Genomic DNA, 17550 nt, shown 5'->3' on the forward strand with positions numbered 1-17550 from the left:
AATTAGCGAGTGCTTTATATAGGCTGCATCCCTCAGTACTTCGTCAGGTTTCTTAAGGTTTGTTTCAAGCGAACTAACGGGTAATAAATGGTGATGTAGCAAGGCAATTTTTAACGGCTTTCTTTCGGAGCAAAGTGCGTTAATTTCTTGCATTGCATTTTTAAATTGCGTTTCCCCAATGTAACCTCTGTGATCATCTGGCCCCTCTAGAACTGCCGAGTTAAAGCCCACTACCACTATATTCCATTTTTCAATCAGGTCATGTATTTCGTACAGCCGTTCTGGCTCTACTTGATTGTCAATATGCAAGCCGAAACTGCTACGAAATCGAATGTAAGGTGAAAAACCTAAGTATCGGGCTTTAGGGTCGGCCTGTTGGATGCTCCAGTTGACATCGTGATTTCCCGGGATTATTGCAATGTTTTTTCCTGAATGACGAACCCCATCGTTTAGTGCATTCCCAATTGCGGTTATACATTTTGCAGCTGATTCAAACTCATCAGTGAGTGCCATTTGTGTGACGTCACCAGTAACGGCAAGGAAGTCTCCGCGATTTGAGGTGGCGCTTAGCGATTCAATAAAGTATTTTTCCAAGCTAGGCCTGTCTGACATTGGAATGTTGTCATTGGCAACAGGGATGCTAGAGAAGTAATGTTTCGATCCGAAGTGGATATCGGAAATTTGAATTAGCATGAAATTTTTCTCATGCTCTTCTTTTGTGACGTTAAGCCCGATTGCAGTGCCGGCTAGACGAGGGGGGGTCGCAGAAACATAGGCTCTAAATAATGGGTCTTGAATCCTGTAGTATTGCTCAGCAACTTTAACCAACTCAGATCCTGAAGACTCTTTTTGCAGATCCGCTACCCAGTATGATGGATTGGATATACCCTGCGTTTCTGCAAGAGGATAAGCAATGGTTGTATGCACAACATCTTCGCCTACAGAGGCAAAAATACGCAATACCGTCTCTCGTTGGTGCGAATTACCTATCGCTTTTAAATACCTGTCTTCTAAAGATCTGTCGGCTCGGCTGCTAGCAATATGCTGGAGAGCCTCCTCCAGAGTGCTTTTGTCAATAAGATTTTTTTTGTTTTTAAAAGCCAGGGACAGCGCATGCTTCCCAACAAGGTGTAGCAGGTATGGGTGACCATTTACAATCTGAACCAAATGATCTACAGCTGTTTTTTCAAACACAATTTCGCTGGAGATATATTCTTGCGCCTTAGCCACAATTAACCGAAGCTCATCCTCGCTCATGTTTGGGACTTCTAGCTTTCCTGTGTCTAGCTGACGCTCTATTGACTTATGGTCTCTTACGAGCTCTTTTTCCGTTTGACCAATTCCGGTGACAATAAACACACAGTTCCCGGGGTTTGCCTTGATCAATGAGGCAAAGCCATTGTGGTTATCTATTAGCTCAAACTCATCTATAAATACAGCAACTCCATTACTAGAAAGAGTCGCGCATTTCGCAACTCGCCCCCAGAAGTCAGAAACAAGCTTCGGATTTAAAGAGTCTCCCAAGTCATATGTCCCGACTTCCCTAAGACCAAGCAATTCATTCCACTGTGCCAGCGCATTTTCATCAATCAGCAATCTGTATAATAATTGATTGATGTTCGTGATTGAAGAGTCTCTGGTTAAAAAGCAGATAACATAATCGAAGTTCTCATCTGCCAGCTCTGAACCTATCGATCGAAGTAACTCGTTATTTCCGGAGGCTATTAAAGAAAGCTGGCGCGCCAATGAGGACTTTCCAATACCTCTGTTGCCATGAATAAATATATTGTCATTAGATAGTAAAAGCTCCGCCCCTTTCTCAACTTGGCTTTTTCGGCCAGAAAATCGATTTGGGTCAGATATTTCTTTTGCCGGCTGAAAGGCCTCGAGAATATTTTTATATAGAATTGCCACGGCCAGCCAAATCCTCTATTAAAGTTATATTATCCCTACTTGAATTTAATCAGGAAGAGATATTGCGAACCGCTCCAGTGCCAAGGTGCCTCATTTTCGCATAATACACGAATAATGGCATTTTGCTGTCATTTTTATGCAGGATTTTGTGATAGTGGGCGATATTTTTTAGGGATAAGCGAGGGTAATAAGGTTGGTCGCATCTCTCTAATAATTTTGGTTTCCAGGGAACGTTCGAATTAGTGTTCCATCGCAGATCGTGCGGGGCCGGACGGGGGGGCGTCCAGCTCCCAATGGCCTCTTTTGGCCGCTATAGGCCATCGTACGCGGTTGCCCGTACGGCAAAGAGGCAGCGACAGTGTTACACAGTTCCGTATTGTTACATCACGTACACAGAAGCTCCCGGCGAAGTGTTACAACTATTTTATCTTTATTTTTCAAATAGTTAAGAATTTCTGTCACACCTGAAACACCAGTTACACCACATTTGAAGGCTCTGTCCCCGCCCCCCCCTGTGAAGTGAGCCCCATCAGCGAATGGAATCCGGTATAAGCCGGGGGACCCTGAGGACTTCCGCTGCATACGGGGTAGGGAACCCGCGCATCTTGAGTAGCTAACGTTTCGTCAGCTTAGTGAACAGGTGAACCTGGTGAACGACAGTTCACCCCTGACTTTTCCCATCGTCCTGTAGGTTGGCGGGGACCCTGGGTGTTTCGGAAGGATACGGGACGAAGAACCCGCGCGTTCGTGTTAGCGGCTGGATTTTTAAAGTTGGTTGACAGGTTGACAGGTTGACGGAGTTGACCCGGTTGACAAGCGCCATGCGTGCGTTATCAGCAACACAGAAGGGCATCTTTACCAGCACGGTAACGATGACCTTTTTTCTTCAAGATCTTTCAATTTCAACGTTGGAATTTCAGTAAGCTCGGAAGCCTGTCGCTACCACGATGTCGCGGGTTTCATGCCCCGTACCTCAAAGAATGCTCCAGGGTCCCCAGCGACATATCCGCCCTACCCTCCCAACAGATTCGGCGTTATTTTCTCCGGCTACCCATCGGAGAAGGAATCACCATGTTCTGGCGCAGAGACAAACCGCTGAAGGTCGAGCTAGTTACGCCGACTCAGCTGACCGCAACCTCAACTTCCACTTACCTTGGTCCGTTAGATAAACCTGCCGCCGAGGAGGCAAAAACCAATACCGATCTGGCGTTCAAGCTGGTCACCTTTGGAGCTTTAACATCGCAAGCCGCGTTGGTGATCATCGGATACTCACTCCTAATCGGTAAGCTCCAGCAGTTCGGCATCGACCCAAGCGAGCTATCCCTGAGTACCCCCGCGCTGCTTCTGTATGGGTACACGAGCCTATTCTCTGGTGCATTGGGCGTAGCGGATCGATTGCCCATCATTGGCTCCACTCTTGTGGCAGTACCATTTGTGGTCATTGCAGCGCTCTTCGTTGCAGCGATAACGAGGAAGCTTAAGGCGAGTGTGGTGGCTGGGCTTGCTTCGTGGATGGGAATCGCCATGTTTGTCGTCTTCTTCGCTCCTGGTGTCGGTGTTCAGTACGGCAGAGGGACAGGGCTTGTAGACTTCAAAAAATATACACAGCTAGAAACCGCTGGCGAAATTGATGCAGTGGACACCGTGGTAACCGACAAAGGCGAACGCTTGGTAGGCCATTTGATCCTGGCAGATAGCAAAAGCACGTTTCTACTTGTGGGCAGAACCCTATTTAAGCTTGACGGCACGACAGGCCGCGTAATCCGTGAGACGGAGCTGAAACAACGTCCTCCCGAGACGGAAAAGCTCTCACCAAAGGCGTAAATCCAAGCGCAGTAGAGAGGGCTATGTATGCCCACGTGTATGCCTAACCGGCACACGATCTCAAATACCCAGTAAATACGGGCCTCTTACCGCCCAGTTCAAACGACGCCTGGCCTAAGACTAAGCATCGGTAGGGAATGACGAGCGATAGTCTGGTCAACTCAAACGCTGCCCTCACGTTCGATGACCAGAATCCGTGCTTCTCCTCGAGGATGCGCAACATGCTCACACCCAGCTCCCGCGTAAAACACGTCGCCAACCACCAATGTCACGACGTGCTCAGTGCCTGATTCGCGATAATGCATATCTACCGTGCCGTCGAGCACTGCGAAAACTTCCTCACCATCGTTGACATGCCACTTATAAGGCTGGTCGGTCCAGTGGAGGCGAACGGTGGTTCCATCCATGTTAGCGATGTCGTCAGCCCCCCAAGCGCGAGTGGCGGTGAAATCTTTGCTCCGAATAACTCTCATTGACTGCGGCTCTTGAGCGGGTGGTGATTTCTACCATATCAGAACCTTTGACCCTCGACTTCTGGTCAAAAAAGAGACCTGGACTGGGCAGTTGTTCAACAGGCTCAAGGAAAACTCGGATCTGTAAGCGTTACGACAAACTCGTCAGCAGCTTTAAAGCGATGGTCACACTGGTCTGCATCGACAAATGCTGACGAGCTGAATTGATAGACAACCCTTACAAGCCCCGCTGCTGGCAAGCACCACCTCGCTACAGCCGGAAACAGCCCCTATCGGATTTAGCGGCCGCGCAATGGCAAGAGCGTTTCGACGGAACTATAAAAAATACCTAAAGCACCAGCCCTGCGAGTAAAGTACCGCCGCCCGAGATTTGGATCCGGGCGTTTTCCATGGAGTTTTATCGTGAAGTCAGTTAGTAAAGTTGTCGCTGCAGCAGTATGTGGTCTGGTTCTGGCAGGTTGCACCGGCACCCCTATGAAAACCCCGCAATACGACAGCAGCCAATACACCGTCGTCGGTCACAGTGAAGCAAGCGCCACCGGCCTGATGCTGTTCGGTCTGATCCCGATTCGTCAGAACGACCGTTTTGTTCGCGCGCAGAACAGCGCCATTCAGGCCAAGGGTGGTGATGCGTTGATCAATACCCAAGTGCAGGAAAAGTGGTTCTGGGCCTGGGTCCTGAACGGCTATACCACCACGGTCTCTGGTGACGTGATCAAGCTGAAAACCGCTAAATAAGCGCTGCTCGGTTTCAGAAAGCCCGGTTCGCCGGGCTTTTCTGTTTCTGGCTATTGGCGAATGCGCTGGGGCGCAATGGTTTAATAGCAGACACGTATCGCTGCCAACCGCTAAAGGTTTAGCATCCTGCCCGACCTCCCGATGTGAAGTTTTCTGCATGACGGCCTTCTACCTCAAGTTACTCGTCACCCCTGCGCTCATGCTGGCCATTTCCTTGGCGGCCAGGCGCTGGGGGGCCGGCGTGGCGGGGCTGCTTTCCGGGCTACCGATGACCTCGGCGCTGGTCATGCTGTTTCTCAGCCTTGAGCAAGGCTCCGAATTCGCGTCGATGGCGGTGCCGGGTGCATTGGCCGGGCTGGCAGCGATTCAGGCGACTTATCTGTTTTATTTTCTGGTCACTCGACGCGTTTCGGCGCTGACGGGATGCGTCCTTGCCTTGGCGGTATATGGCGCAACGGCCTTTCTGATGAACCTGTTGGGCTTGCTCGCGCTGTCGATCATTTTCACGCTGCTGATGGTTGTCTTGATCATCGTCGCCACCTCGAAACAGACGCCGCCGGACGTAGCGTCCTACATTGCGCTGCCGCGCTGGGTCATTCCGATGCGAATGCTGACGGCCACCCTTCTGCTGCTGGCGATTACCGCAAGTGCCACCTGGCTTGGGCCTGTGGTCAGTGGGCTGCTGGCGCCGATCCCGGTGATCGCCTGGCCGCTTGCTGTATTTGTCCACGTTCAAGGCGGGCGTTATGAACTGGCGGCGATCATCCGGGGCAATGCCATTGGTGCCGTCGGGGTGGTGAGTTTCTACCTGACCCTCAGGTACTCCATATTGCAATGGGGCGCGCTTTTGTCTATCGCGGCTGCCGTTTTGCTGGCTGTCGTGGTGACGGCTGGGTTGGCGCGGTTGTTGGCGAAGCGGTAGGGTTTATAGCTGATCCGCCGAAATCGTGTATGCATCAGTGTGGTGCTTCAGAAGCACCACACCCAAGATTTTCCTGCTTATAGCGGTTTTGACTGCTGCATCTGTGCCTTCAGATGGCGCTGACGCCTGATGAACTCAAAAATTAGCTACCAAGACGACAATCTGCGATGTTCAGCATCTGCTCCATCGACGAAATTTTTAATGGGATAATGTAGAATCACTTGTATCCTGTACAACTAAAAAATTTAACAATAAAAGATTTCTTTTTCTTTTCAGTATGTGATTCTATTGATTTGAGTATTCTGCTAAAAAACATGCTTTTCAACACCAGATATTTCAGGAATAAAATAAAGTTTATACCACGACAATATCTCATCAACTGAAAAATCGCCGAACTTTGGAGCCGTATATAAATGGCTATATCTTTTTCAGCGAGAGACTAGAGCAATAAGATTTGCTTGACATCTATTGCGCGATTACCGTCTTCGACGGTAAGCTGTCCCGTTCTTTGATCCTCAGGCAGATAGTCGAACAATCCATCACTCAACTCTTTCACAAAGCTTATCAACTCCATATATCCGCGCATTGCAAAACCCCCAAGGTGTATGACCAAGGGGGCGTGCTTTAGCCCTCCCCAGTCCGCTAAGTGAGCGACGTTAACAACATTAGTCTGCAGCTATAGTATTTATTTGTGAGTTGGGTTTATGGGGATTGTGATTTTCTGTGTGTTTTGGTTGCCAGCTTCATCAATCAACAAAAATGTGATTGGGCATTGGCTTCCTTTCGCGGGTATGATGATCTCAAAGCTCATATATTTAGCTGTAACTTTATTTGGTGTTAAGATGCCGCCGGGATGGTGGATAGCGGCACCAGAGGGAACGGAAAAATTCCATTTTTCATCATTTACCCTGAACATTATTCCAACTCTTTCTCCGTGCGAAATAACATTGTTGTTGATTATTAGGTCACCAATTACAGGTGTGTCAGGATCCTGTGCATTGCTTGGAGGAGTTAAATTGAGCGTTTTTGTGGAAACAAAAAAATCAGGATGATTTGTGCTCAATACAAGGTTTTCAATTTGCTCTTTTATATGATGGGATACATGCTCTCCAGCTTTTAAAATTTCGGTTTGAATGTCTTGTTGGTTTCGTAAAATGGCAGTTCTTAAGCTGTGCAGTTCCTGTGTTTCTTCTATTAGCTTTAGCGATTGACTGTGCAGTTCTGTTGCTGAAACTAGTATGGTATCAGTCTTCTTTTGAAGAAAATAAATCACTGCGCTTATGAGCGCGCTGGCGGCGGCGCCCACAATAAAGCTTATTAGAATTTCTGATGCTTCCATGTTTTTGGTTCCCTTGAATAGCTTGGCCTTTGGTTAAGGTACATTGTTTAGCTCGCGTCGGCGAACGAAGCGAATGGTTTGAGCGCATGGTTAGGTAACTGAGTGAGGTACGAGGTGTTCGCATCTCTTCATCTTGGATTATGAACGGCCGCAAAGGGCCGTTTGCGGCCCCTCGCGACAGGCCGCAAACGGCCAGAATCTGCTGGTCTATGTTGCTTGGTTCTGAGTGCTCGTCAAGACGCGGCCACTCACCGCAAGCCGAATTGAAATGCCTCTAAGTCGGCTGCTGCATGGCGAAAACTGTGTAAACGAGTCCTCAACCGATCCGCAAGATTGCATAAGCCCCCTTTCGTCGAGCTCTCTATTGGTAAGCAACTGTCCGCCTGAACGCAATGTCCTGCCCCGAAGTCAAAAACGCTTCAGCCATGCTCCTCAAGGTGCCTTATGAGTTTGATACCCGAACTGAACAGCGAAGCTAACGTGCTGATATGCGGAGCCAGCCGAGGTATCGGCTCGGCACTGTGCGCGGCGTTGCTTGCTCGCGATGATGTGGCTCAAGTGTGGGCTGTCGCGCGAAAAGCCAGCACTTCCACAGAGCTGGCAACGCTTGCAGAGCAATATGGCCAACGCATCAAACGAGTCGACTGCGACGCGCGCGATGAGCAATCCCTCGAAGCACTCGTGAGCGAGGCGTTTGATGGATGCGAGCATCTGCACCTCGTCATCAGCACGCTGGGCATACTTCATCAGGACGGCGCAAAAGCAGAAAAGGGCCTCGCACAACTGACACTTGCGAGCCTGCAAGCGAGCTTCACGACCAACACCTTTGCACCGATCCTGCTGCTCAAACACCTGCTCCCGCTATTGCGCAAACAACCTTCTACCTTCGCGGCGCTCTCCGCGAGGGTTGGCTCCATTGGCGATAACCGACTGGGTGGCTGGTACAGCTACCGAGCCAGCAAAGCAGCGCTGAACCAGTTGCTGCACACGGCAAGTATCGAATTGAAACGCCTTAACCCGGCGTCTACTGTCCTGGCAATACACCCAGGCACGACCGACACGGCGCTGTCTCAACCATTCCAGTCGAACGTACCCGAAGGCCAGCTGTTCGAACCGGCGTTTTCAGCGGATCGCATTATTGAGGTGGTAGGCGCACATGGACCGACCGACAGCGGGACCTTCTGGGCCTGGGACGACAAGCCTATTGTCTGGTGACTTGTTTCACTGGTGAGGATGAGATTGCTGTCCGCCTTGTATGACGGCTGTTTTTGGTCAGAGAGAGTTATTCGGGGGATTCAGGCAGCCTTTGCGACGCATCAGTAATTTCCCGGCCATATCCCTCCTCCACGCTAAGCGCCGCCGCTTATAACCCTTTCGTCGGACAAAGCCCACTGCCATCAACGAGACGGCATTATTTGCGTCATATCACTCTCTCAGTGGAACAACCGCAAGTAAGGAGCACGGCATGACCCAATTAGTCGACAGCAAGGACGTCACCAACCCTGCGGCGCTTGAGGATGTGCAGGTCATAACCGCCAGTAGCAAGGTCAGCAGCAACCCGGTCGAACTCATCGTGCAGGGCACTCCAGGCAACGACTTCCTGCGCGGTGGGCTGGCCAATGAACTGCTGATGGGCGGGGGCGGTAACGACCATATAGTCAGCGGGGGCGGTAACGATGTGATGGTCCCCGGTGCCGGAGGCGACTCCTTGAACGGCGGGGCCGGCAACGATGTATTCCGCTTCGACCGCATCGGTGACAGCTATATCAAAGGCGGAGGCGAGTACACCGATGCCATCAACTATTTCGACCCCGCCCACGATATCCTCGACGTGTCGGCCCTGGGCTATAGCCATTTAGGCGATGGCTATGGCGATACCCTGCACATACGTAGCGAGCCTCTGCGCGGCATTTACTTTTTGGAAAGCTACGAGCAGGACAATAACGGCCATCGTTTTGCCGTACAGTTCCTGGCCAACAGCGGCGTTATTACCGATGCCAACCTGCAACCGCTGATCAACGGCACCTCGCAGAGCAACCTGCTGGCGGGCACCGACGGCAGCGAAACGCTCAAGGCCGGCGCTGGCCGCGACACCGTCGAAGCGGGTGCAGGCAATGACCGGCTATTCGGCGGCGCAGGCGGGGACACCCTGAGTGGCGGCGCGGGTGCCGACACCTTCGTGTATACCCGGCTCAGCGACAGCTACCGCAACGATGCCAGCGGCAGTTACAGCAGCCGCGATCTGATCACCGACTTCAGTGGCAACGGCCATGACATGATCGACGTGTCTGCGTTGGGCTTCACCGGGCTGGGTAATGGCTTCAACGGTACGCTGAAGGTGGTTCTCAACCTCGCTGGCGATGCCACCGCACTTAAATCATTAGAGGCCGATGCCAACGGTAACCGCTTTGAAATCCTGCTCAGCGGCAACCACGTCAATGAGCTCAACGCCAGCACTGTGCTGTTCGCCCCGCCCAGTGATGCGACGGTTGTGACCAGCCCGCAGCCGATCACCCCGGTGAATCTGATCGGCGGCGATAAGTCAGACACCCTTTATGGTTACTGGGGCAACGATACCCTGGCCGGTGGCGCCGGAAACGACGCCCTCGAGGGCAACGCCGGTGACGACGTGCTGACCGGTGGGTCGGGCGCGGACAAGCTCACCGGCGGCACAGGCAACGACCGTTTTGTGTTCACCAGCAGCGCCGACAGCCATGCCGGCAGCAGCGATCTGATCACTGATTTCATCTGGGGCCAGGACAAGCTCGATGTCGCTGCGCTTGGCGTGACCGGTTTGGGCAACGGCCGCGACGGCACCTTGAGCATGACCTACGATGAATACACCGAGCGTACCTACCTGCGTAGTAACGAGCCAGGCGCCGATGGGCACGCTTTCCAGGTCACGCTAGCCGGATTCGATTACACGCGAGTGCTCACCAATGCCGACCTGGTGGTTGCCGATACGACAGACGTGGCACTCGTTGGGCAAGTCGCCGTCGACCTCGTGAGCTGACATCATCTGAGCAACTCGCCTGTAGACACCCCATACCGTCGTTAGCTGTATGGACACCTCCAGGGGCAGTATCTATGCGGGCAGTCAGTCGCCTGTGGCCGCAGCGCAGGTGAGGCCCGTTCAGACAGAACTGCCGAGGCTTGAGCCGCTGTCAAAGCGCTCGCCTCCCGTTGTTGCTTTTCGCTGCCGCGCAGTCAACAGACAAAGTCACCGTTTTATTGCGCCAGGAAATAGGCCAATCAAAACTTTCCTTTAGCGTGCAGAACAGATAGACAGAAACCGCTGTTGATTCTGCACTCGGAAAATCGAATTTCTTGAAAGTAACCGGAAGCCGGGCACTCCGGCTTATGGCGTTACTCCGACGTATTAAAGTCCACCGACCTGCGGAAAATAGGCTGAACTTGTAACGGGCGCTATCTCTCTCAATAACTACGCACACCTGTTTATAAGGAAAATACAATGTCCAAACTCGCAGAATACCGTCAGCTGGAAAAACACCTCGCCGAGCAACTCCAGGCACTGGAGACCATGAAAGGCAACGAGGGCCTGAAGAAAGAGATCGAGTTCGAAACCAAGCTGCGCAAGCTCCTTGAGCAGTACGGCTTCAGCCTCAAACACATTGTCAATCTGCTGGACCCACAGACCTCAACGCGTCGCCAGGTTGCCGATAAACCGGCGGGCACGCGCAAACCACGTGAACTCAAGGTGTACAAGAATCCGAAGACCGGTGAAGTGATTGAAACCAAAGGCGGGAATCACAGAGCCTTGAAGGAGTGGAAAGCAGAACACGGTGCTGATGTTGTCGAGGGCTGGCTGAAGAAATAAAGCCTTGCGCTATGCAACGGTTGATTGACCGGGGTTGATCTTGAGCATCGGTTAATCACCGTTCACGCGGTCGAAATGCCGATGTCGGGAACGACCCGCTGCGCCAGTGCGTCTGACCTGTATCGATTCACTTAAAAGGTACAGCGCAATGGACAAGACAATCACCGTGGACCAACTGGCTACCACTGACCTCAGATCAGTCAATGAAATATGGCTCGGCGGGACGCATACCCAACTGTGCCTGTGGCGTGGCGAGCAGATCGCTACCCACGACATGCTCAGCGAGGGGACCCACGATCAGAACGCACGGCGTCTGTGCTTGCAACTGGTCAACCCTGATGATCAGGCGGCAGTCGCCAGCGTTGAAGTGCTGGTGCGCGAGCGGCTGGAAAGGATGGGGAGCAAAGGTGAGTTTTATCCGGCTGAAGATGCCGATACTTATCAATAATCGGTCTGATTAAACATCTCGGCCAGACTGTAGATTTGTGGCGCAGAGCGTCACGAACTGCATGCCAACGCGGAGCATTGGCACGATGTCACCTCAATATCTCATTCAGGCTCCGACCGCCGAGCCTGTCAAAAACCGCGTCCGCACCTTCGCCCATATTTCCCCTACCGGCATAAAAAACACCGAAATCAGCTTCAGCACTCCAGGCACATCTCTGCGAATGGTCATAACAGGCTCACTCGCATCATGGACCGCAAGTAAATACCGATACACCCGACGGCTACTCATAGGCAGCAGCCCGATCTGCTCAAGTATCGAAGGGCCCACCTCGCGGACCATGCTGGTGACCATGATCCAGAGCAATATGATTTCGCTACACAGGAAGGTGACAATCACAACAGTGGCACCTATCGTTCGCCAGTCTTGCAAGGCATCGAAGATGGCGTCGATGCTGCTGCCCAAGGTCACCATCGTTGTAAAGATCGCGGCAATAGTGAAGAGTGCTGCAATGAATCTGCCAGGGTCAGGTAGCCGGAAAAACGCAGCAATACGTGGCCCCATTGTGTCGTGACTGGCCAGTTGCTTGAGCTCCTGACGCTCCTCCCACAGATGTCTAAGCGCCCTCGCTTTATCGACAAGCTCGCCGGGTCCGCAGTTATAGCGTGTACATAGCCAGTCCTGTTTCAGCTTTAATCGTTCGGAGGGCGTGGTAATCGAAGTGGCGCCCATCTGCTCTGCTCGGATCCGCGCGTACACCTCTGCCAGATGTACTGTGCATATCAGGGAAGTCAGCAGGACTGGCAGCAAACGGGTAACGTAGTCAGTCAGGGTAGGCGCAGGTAAAAATATCAGTGCCCCTGAAAATGCCAATATTAACGCAGCCATCCAGATCAGACAGATACGGGCATCACGCCGACGCCAAGCCTCTTTGAAAGGCACCCGCTCAAACCGCTGAAAGTGTTCTTCTACATCTTTACGCAACTGGTTGATGCTCATCGTTTGCTTTCCTTGCACGGCAAACGCACGAGTTTAAGCCGCCTGTTGGCTAACGTAATTAAACGAATTGTAAAAAGCAGCGTGCGTGCGGGCGTTCTGTCGATGATTGTTTATAACCCGGTTATCCATTGATGAGGCGGCGCGGGTAGGCGCTGGTGAAGGGTTACTTACAGCGTTCACGCGGCTGGAGAGTCTTCAACGCGGCTGAAAAGCCATCAGACTTTTCTGCTACCAGGCTGCCCGCCGCGCGAAAGATCGAACCGCCACTCCCGCGTACACTCGAAAGTGTGTGACCTCAAAAAACCAGTCCTTTCCCTCCATCTGGCAATACCGTATTCGAGGCCCCGGTACAGCCCTCGCTTCATTGATGAACGCCACATTCCGATACCGCCGAACAGGTGTCGACCACAGCGCTCCGGACCTCGCCAGATGGTCAATCCGCATTCAAAAAGAGTAACCCTATGAGACCCCAGACTTCCTTCATCTTCGACCTGGACGGCACGCTGACCGACAGCGTCTATCAAAACGTCGCCGCCTGGAAAGAGGCGCTGGATGCAGAAGGCATCCCGCTTGCGATGTGGCGTATTCACCGCAAGATCGGCATGAGCGGCGGGCTGATGTTGAAGTCGTTGTCGCGTGAAACCGGCTTGAACATCAGCGAAGAACAAGCCGAACGGCTTAGCGAAAAACATGCCCAGGCATATGAGCGGCTTCAGGGGCAGATCATCGCGCTGCCTGGTGCGGTCGAGTTGCTTGAGACGCTCGATAAAGAAGGCCTCAAGTGGTGCATCGCCACCAGTGGCGGGATTGATACGGCGACGATCAACCTGAAAGCCCTGAAGCTGGACATCGACAAGATCAACATTGTTACGCGCGATGACGTGAGCTATGGCAAGCCTGATCCGGACCTGTTCCTGGCGGCTGCGCAGAAGATAAGCGCTCCGATTGATGAGTGCCTGGTGATCGGCGATGCGATCTGGGACATGCTGGCGGCGCGTCGCTGCAAGGCAACCGGCGTGGGGCTGCTCTCGGGCGGTTATGACATTGGCGAGCTTGAGCGGGCAGGTGCCTTGAGGGTTTATGAGGACCCGCTGGACTTGCTGAACCATCTGGACGAGATTGCCTCTCGTCCCTGAGTGATCGGGCTCAGCATTCCCGCCTGTGTGAGCAGCTCAACGTCTTCTTCATGAGCGCGTTTGAGCTGTTACACCACGTCGATATCGGGTTTTGCTTTCTTCACCCGGCCTTAACCCGGCGAGACACCGCCGCCTTCATCCGCCACGATATCCGGGTCGTCCGAATAGACTTCCGGCTCGTCGTCTTCATAAGCCTCATCATTCTCGGTACGCTTTTTCACTTCATCGCCTGTTGCCGAACCGACGCCGGGTTTATTCGAGTTCATGGCGAGGACCGGGTCGGCTTCCCGGTCGTATTGGCCGAGTTCCGGGCTGGCGGGGTCTTCTTTGGGCACGCTGCTTGTCAGGATGTGATCGGTTGTCATGTCAGCCACCTTTTTCGTTTGCCAAAGAAAGTGGACGTGGCATTGCGCTGAGGGTTCGATTCAATCGACAGGCGTGGCGGCCCTAACTGCCAAATGACGCATATTGGAGGGGCAGGCCGGTGGTGAACTTGATCTGTTCCATTGCAAAGCTTGAGCTGACGTCGCTGATGCCCGGAATGCTGATCAGCTGTTTGTAGACGGCGTCGTACCCTGCGATGTCGGCTACGACGATGCGCAGCATGTAGTCGGTGTCGCCCGCCATGCGATAGCACTCCACCACTTCAGGCAGTTCACCGACGGCGGCGTGGAATTGTTCGAGCCAGGCGGCGTTGTGCTGGTTGGTGCGGATCGCGGCGAACACGCTGACCGATACGTTGAGCCGTTGCGGATTGAGCAACGCGACTCGGCGGTCGATGATGCCGGCCTCTTCCAGCTTCTGAATACGCCGCCAGCACGCCGTGCTGCCCAGGCCAATGCGCTCGGCGATGTCTGCGACAGAGCGGGTGCAGTCGGTTTGCAGGATGTCGAGGATTGCCCGGTCGAACTTGTCCATTGGTGGTTTCCTGCTTTGGTCGCCCTGAGGACGATAGGTGTCTGACTGCGGTAACTATCGTGCCAATGCTCCGCGTTGGCATGTATTTCGTGACGCTCTGCGTCACCCAACGGTGCAGCACCTTGCATTCCCGTGCGGAGCGTGAAAAGCGACGGGTGTCCAGCTGTGATTCTGCGCCTCAAGCGGCATCCTAGAAGTTTTATTCGTAAAAATTCAATCCTGATCGAATAATTTTTCGCTTTGGACGCTCATTCCCGAGCAAATATCAATAAATTTTCGCGCGTGGATCAGTAATCTTTCAGGCAGTCGGTCTGGTAATGCCAGGCCTTGATTTTGACTCGATTACAAAGCGAATTGCCCATGACCACCTCTGCGCTCTATCTGGATTACGCCGCCACCACGCCTGTCGACGAGCAGGTCATCGAAGCCATGGTTGCCTGTATGGGGCGCGAAGGTCATTTCGGTAATCCGGCATCCAGCGGGCACGGTTATGGGCAGGTGGCGCGGCAGGCCGTTGAACAGGCGCGCACGCAGGTGGCCGATGCGGTGGGTGCGCCTGTCGAGACCATTGTCTGGACCTCCGGCGCTACCGAGTCCAACAACCTGGCGATCAAGGGCATCGCCCATGATGCCAGCGCACAACGTCGGCACATCATCACCAGCGTGCTGGAACACAAGGCCGTGCTCGACACCGTCAGCACGCTGGAGCGCCAGGGCTTTCCCGTCACCTGGCTGAAACCCGACGCTCAAGGCCTTATCCAGCCTCACGCGGTACAGGCTGCGTTGCGCGAAGACACGCTGCTGGTGTCGCTGATGCTGGTGAACAACGAACTGGGTACGCTGACTGATATCGCCAGCATTGGCACCCTGGTGCGCGAGCACGGTGCGTTGTTTCATGTGGACGCTGCGCAGGCTGTAGGCAAGGTGAAGGTTGATCTGGCGAGCCTGGCTGTCGATCTGATGTCGTTCTCGGCGCACAAGGCATATGGCCCCAAGGGCATTGGCGCACTGTATGTCGGCCCGCGTGCACATTCGCTGTTGCAGGCGCAGATACACGGTGGCGGACATGAAGGCGGCTTTCGTTCGGGCACGTTGGCCACCCATCAGATCGTCGGCATGGGCACAGCCTTCGCGTTGGCGATCAGTCAGGCAGATGCCGAGAACCGTCGTATCAACGAGTTGAGCTGTCACTTGCGCGAAGGCCTGCTTGCCCTGCCGGACGTACAACTCAATGGCTGTCCGCAACAACGCATCCCGCACACCCTGAACCTGTGCATTACCCGCAGAGGCTTCACCAGCTCGCAGTTGTCCCACAGCCTGGCGTTGTCCTCGACGTCCGCGTGCAATTCGGCCAGCAATGCGCCCTCGCATGTGCTGCTTGCTCTGGGCATGGACTCCGCCAAAGCGCTGGCCAGCGTGCGCGTCAGCCTTGGCCGCTACACCACGCAGGCAGATGTCGAGCGCGCCATCGAGGTGTTCAGCAAGGCGCTCAGTGCGCCTGCTGCGTTCTGGTAATTCTGATCGGCTGCACAGCGTTTCAAGCCGCCCTCGCAGCGGGCGGCTTCCTGCCTTTTCTTACTTTCCCGCCAGCGCTTCTGTCTTGCAGCTCGCCACTCGCCACTCGCAGCTCGCAGTTGAAGAATATGTATTCCTCCAGATACAAAAAGACACAAATTGGCACAGTTCTTTCAAGTGGAACCCCCGTGCCATAAACCCATGGTGCACGCTGCATTCAAGGGGTGCCTACACGCACCAAAGTGCAGTCAACGGACGCCAGAGCGTCCACAAACAGTGCAGGGGCAGACCACAAGCCTCGCCACTCGCCAGGAAAGGAATCTAGCTGTGCCCTATCAGTCTTGTGTCAGACCAACGCTACGCTGGCCGTTTATCCCTTGGGCATCACCTGCCTCAGGCGACGCCTGCCCGGTCGTTTTCATTTTATCCCGATATGCGTGTTGTTTTTTGACGATTCCGCACGTCTGGACGTAAGTCATTTTGCGCGTGCTCTTACAGGTTCTGACGATTAATCAGTGCCTTGCGAAACGGTGCGCGCAACAAGCGTAATTGTCGTCTTTTTCATTAACGGCTAACTCTCATATAAAGAGTGGCAGCCCTTTTTTATCTTCAGTCATTCCATTTGGCCACCTTGCGGGCCATGACCTTTATTTCTGTTGTGATGAAACCGTGTATTAACCCGCGCCCGGACGGAGCCCCCTGTTATGAACACCTGATCAACTAACGCACCAATGTGATCCTGGTTACACAGTATTGGTGCATCCTGCAAAGTGACTTGCTGGTCACATTTTTCGAACGCGTCTGACGTAGCAGAGGGTCTTTATTTGCCTGTTGTTTTGTACGACGTTTCAGGTGTTCGAGGGGTTTTCAAGTTTCTGAAATCGGGATTCGCTAAATAGTTACATGAATGCGACACCCGCTCTGGAGCAAGGGTTCCCGCGTGGGCTTTCTGGCACAGCGGTTGCAATGTAAGCCTTCGGGAACAGAGTTGTACGTCCACGTACATGACAATAAGAAGCCAAGGATGAGCAATGCCAGCGCCCTGATGTAATCCGGTTTTCCTGTTTAAGCCTGCCGTGCATGCAGACACCGCGATGCCCTGCCTATCACCCGTATGCAGGTATCCATCCATCGAATATTCACACGATATTCGAACGGATTCTTATTGCCCTTTAACTACCCGAGGGAGCGTTAATGAAGGATGCGGTAATAATGAAAGCGGTTCCCTTACCCTCGCCCGATGACACTTCGACGGCGTGGCAGGGCATTCCTTTCAGCGCCAATACATCACGCCCGGGCGGCCTCAACAAGCCGCAAGTCATGGTATTGATTGCTGCGTCGGTACTTATTCACGGTGTGATCTGGTGGACCATGCAAACTGCCCAGCCAGCGGTGCCGGAAGTTGCACCACAAGTTCCGGAAATGACCATTGAACTGACCAGCCCGACGCCGCCCACACCGGAACCGCCGCCACCCGAGCCCCCACCTC

The 17550-nt window shown here is 53.4% G+C and carries 15 protein-coding genes and 1 pseudogene; 10 read left to right on the forward strand and 6 right to left on the reverse strand.

All coding sequences use genetic code 11. The annotated features are described in order from the left end of the window. Positions 1-1914: nSTAND1 domain-containing NTPase (locus ALO80_RS17920; RefSeq protein WP_083493321.1), on the reverse strand; the 1914-nt coding region annotated here is incomplete at its 3' end. A gap of 1071 nt (positions 1915-2985) precedes the next feature. On the opposite strand from ALO80_RS17920, the gene ALO80_RS17925 reads away from it, so the two are divergent. Next, the gene (locus tag ALO80_RS17925; RefSeq protein ID WP_055009976.1) at positions 2986-3738 is read left to right on the forward strand and encodes a hypothetical protein; all 753 of its coding nucleotides are present in this window, start codon (positions 2986-2988) and stop codon (positions 3736-3738) included. A 161-nt stretch (positions 3739-3899) separates the two neighbouring features. Here ALO80_RS17925 and ALO80_RS17930 read toward each other — a convergent pair whose 3' ends face one another. Further along, the gene (locus ALO80_RS17930) at positions 3900-4211 is read right to left on the reverse strand and encodes a cupin domain-containing protein (protein WP_055009977.1); all 312 of its coding nucleotides are present in this window, start codon (positions 4209-4211) and stop codon (positions 3900-3902) included. A gap of 402 nt (positions 4212-4613) precedes the next feature. On the opposite strand from ALO80_RS17930, the gene ALO80_RS17935 reads away from it, so the two are divergent. Next, positions 4614-4949 carry a hypothetical protein gene (locus ALO80_RS17935; RefSeq protein ID WP_016566852.1) on the forward strand — a complete coding sequence of 112 codons (336 nt, stop codon included), beginning with the start codon at positions 4614-4616 and terminating at the stop codon, positions 4947-4949. Positions 4950-5106: 157 nt separating this feature from the next. Continuing rightward, positions 5107-5871, forward strand: coding sequence for a hypothetical protein (locus ALO80_RS17940; protein ID WP_055009978.1), 765 nt, complete (start codon positions 5107-5109; stop codon positions 5869-5871). 685 nt (positions 5872-6556) lie between these two features. Here the strand turns inward: ALO80_RS17940 and ALO80_RS17950 are convergent. Continuing rightward, positions 6557-7210, reverse strand: a complete 654-nt coding sequence (locus tag ALO80_RS17950; RefSeq protein WP_055009979.1) for a hypothetical protein — start codon at positions 7208-7210, stop codon at positions 6557-6559. Between the two features lie 444 nt (positions 7211-7654). Between ALO80_RS17950 and ALO80_RS17955 the strand changes: the two genes are divergently transcribed. From ALO80_RS17955 to ALO80_RS17970, 4 genes are all read left to right on the forward strand, one after another. Next, positions 7655-8425 (forward strand): SDR family NAD(P)-dependent oxidoreductase, encoded by a 771-nt coding sequence (locus ALO80_RS17955; protein WP_055009980.1) that lies wholly within the window; start codon positions 7655-7657, stop codon positions 8423-8425. 250 nt (positions 8426-8675) lie between these two features. Beyond that, positions 8676-10223 carry a M10 family metallopeptidase C-terminal domain-containing protein gene (locus ALO80_RS17960; protein ID WP_055009981.1) on the forward strand — a complete coding sequence of 516 codons (1548 nt, stop codon included), beginning with the start codon at positions 8676-8678 and terminating at the stop codon, positions 10221-10223. Between the two features lie 459 nt (positions 10224-10682). After that, a complete protein-coding gene (locus ALO80_RS17965; RefSeq protein ID WP_055009982.1) occupies positions 10683-11048 on the forward strand; it encodes a histone-like nucleoid-structuring protein, MvaT/MvaU family in 366 nt (121 codons plus the stop codon). A gap of 148 nt (positions 11049-11196) precedes the next feature. Continuing rightward, positions 11197-11496 carry a hypothetical protein gene (locus ALO80_RS17970; RefSeq protein WP_055009983.1) on the forward strand — a complete coding sequence of 100 codons (300 nt, stop codon included), beginning with the start codon at positions 11197-11199 and terminating at the stop codon, positions 11494-11496. Positions 11497-11601: 105 nt separating this feature from the next. Here ALO80_RS17970 and ALO80_RS17975 read toward each other — a convergent pair whose 3' ends face one another. After that, entirely contained in the window at positions 11602-12492 is an 891-nt protein-coding gene (locus tag ALO80_RS17975; RefSeq protein WP_055009984.1) for a hypothetical protein, read from the reverse strand. A gap of 461 nt (positions 12493-12953) precedes the next feature. Here ALO80_RS17975 and ALO80_RS17980 point away from each other — a divergent pair, with 461 nt between their 5' ends. Continuing rightward, positions 12954-13628, forward strand: a complete 675-nt coding sequence (locus tag ALO80_RS17980) for an HAD family hydrolase (RefSeq protein ID WP_055009985.1) — start codon at positions 12954-12956, stop codon at positions 13626-13628. 110 nt (positions 13629-13738) lie between these two features. Here the strand turns inward: ALO80_RS17980 and ALO80_RS17985 are convergent, their stop codons facing one another. Both ALO80_RS17985 and ALO80_RS17990 read right to left on the reverse strand, forming a co-directional pair. Then, entirely contained in the window at positions 13739-13993 is a 255-nt protein-coding gene (locus ALO80_RS17985; protein WP_054986931.1) for a hypothetical protein, read from the reverse strand. Between the two features lie 82 nt (positions 13994-14075). Beyond that, on the reverse strand, positions 14076-14546 hold the full coding sequence (locus tag ALO80_RS17990) for an Lrp/AsnC family transcriptional regulator (protein ID WP_055009986.1): 471 nt from the start codon (positions 14544-14546) through the stop codon (positions 14076-14078). Positions 14547-14906: 360 nt separating this feature from the next. On the opposite strand from ALO80_RS17990, the gene ALO80_RS17995 reads away from it, so the two are divergent. Both ALO80_RS17995 and ALO80_RS18000 read left to right on the forward strand, forming a co-directional pair. Continuing rightward, on the forward strand, positions 14907-16061 hold the full coding sequence (locus ALO80_RS17995; RefSeq protein ID WP_055009987.1) for a cysteine desulfurase family protein: 1155 nt from the start codon (positions 14907-14909) through the stop codon (positions 16059-16061). A 1194-nt stretch (positions 16062-17255) separates the two neighbouring features. Beyond that, positions 17256-17550: pseudogene (locus ALO80_RS18000) on the forward strand (energy transducer TonB); the annotation flags it as partial.

Source organism: Pseudomonas caricapapayae, assembly GCF_001400735.1.
GTDB lineage: Bacteria > Pseudomonadota > Gammaproteobacteria > Pseudomonadales > Pseudomonadaceae > Aquipseudomonas > Aquipseudomonas caricapapayae.

Bases quoted from the DNA above. Each gene is read 5' to 3' on its own strand.
- ALO80_RS17925 (WP_055009976.1), top strand. From the start codon at position 2,986: ATGTTCTGGCGCAGAGACAAACCGCTGAAGGTCGAGCTAGTTACGCCG.
- ALO80_RS17930 (WP_055009977.1), bottom strand. From the start codon at position 4,211: ATGAGAGTTATTCGGAGCAAAGATTTCACCGCCACTCGCGCTTGGGGG.
- ALO80_RS17940 (WP_055009978.1), top strand. From the start codon at position 5,107: ATGACGGCCTTCTACCTCAAGTTACTCGTCACCCCTGCGCTCATGCTG.
- ALO80_RS17950 (WP_055009979.1), bottom strand. From the start codon at position 7,210: ATGGAAGCATCAGAAATTCTAATAAGCTTTATTGTGGGCGCCGCCGCC.
- ALO80_RS17955 (WP_055009980.1), top strand. From the start codon at position 7,655: ATGAGTTTGATACCCGAACTGAACAGCGAAGCTAACGTGCTGATATGC.
- ALO80_RS17960 (WP_055009981.1), top strand. From the start codon at position 8,676: ATGACCCAATTAGTCGACAGCAAGGACGTCACCAACCCTGCGGCGCTT.
- ALO80_RS17965 (WP_055009982.1), top strand. From the start codon at position 10,683: ATGTCCAAACTCGCAGAATACCGTCAGCTGGAAAAACACCTCGCCGAG.
- ALO80_RS17970 (WP_055009983.1), top strand. From the start codon at position 11,197: ATGGACAAGACAATCACCGTGGACCAACTGGCTACCACTGACCTCAGA.
- ALO80_RS17975 (WP_055009984.1), bottom strand. From the start codon at position 12,492: ATGAGCATCAACCAGTTGCGTAAAGATGTAGAAGAACACTTTCAGCGG.
- ALO80_RS17980 (WP_055009985.1), top strand. From the start codon at position 12,954: ATGAGACCCCAGACTTCCTTCATCTTCGACCTGGACGGCACGCTGACC.
- ALO80_RS17985 (WP_054986931.1), bottom strand. From the start codon at position 13,993: ATGACAACCGATCACATCCTGACAAGCAGCGTGCCCAAAGAAGACCCC.
- ALO80_RS17990 (WP_055009986.1), bottom strand. From the start codon at position 14,546: ATGGACAAGTTCGACCGGGCAATCCTCGACATCCTGCAAACCGACTGC.
- ALO80_RS17995 (WP_055009987.1), top strand. From the start codon at position 14,907: ATGACCACCTCTGCGCTCTATCTGGATTACGCCGCCACCACGCCTGTC.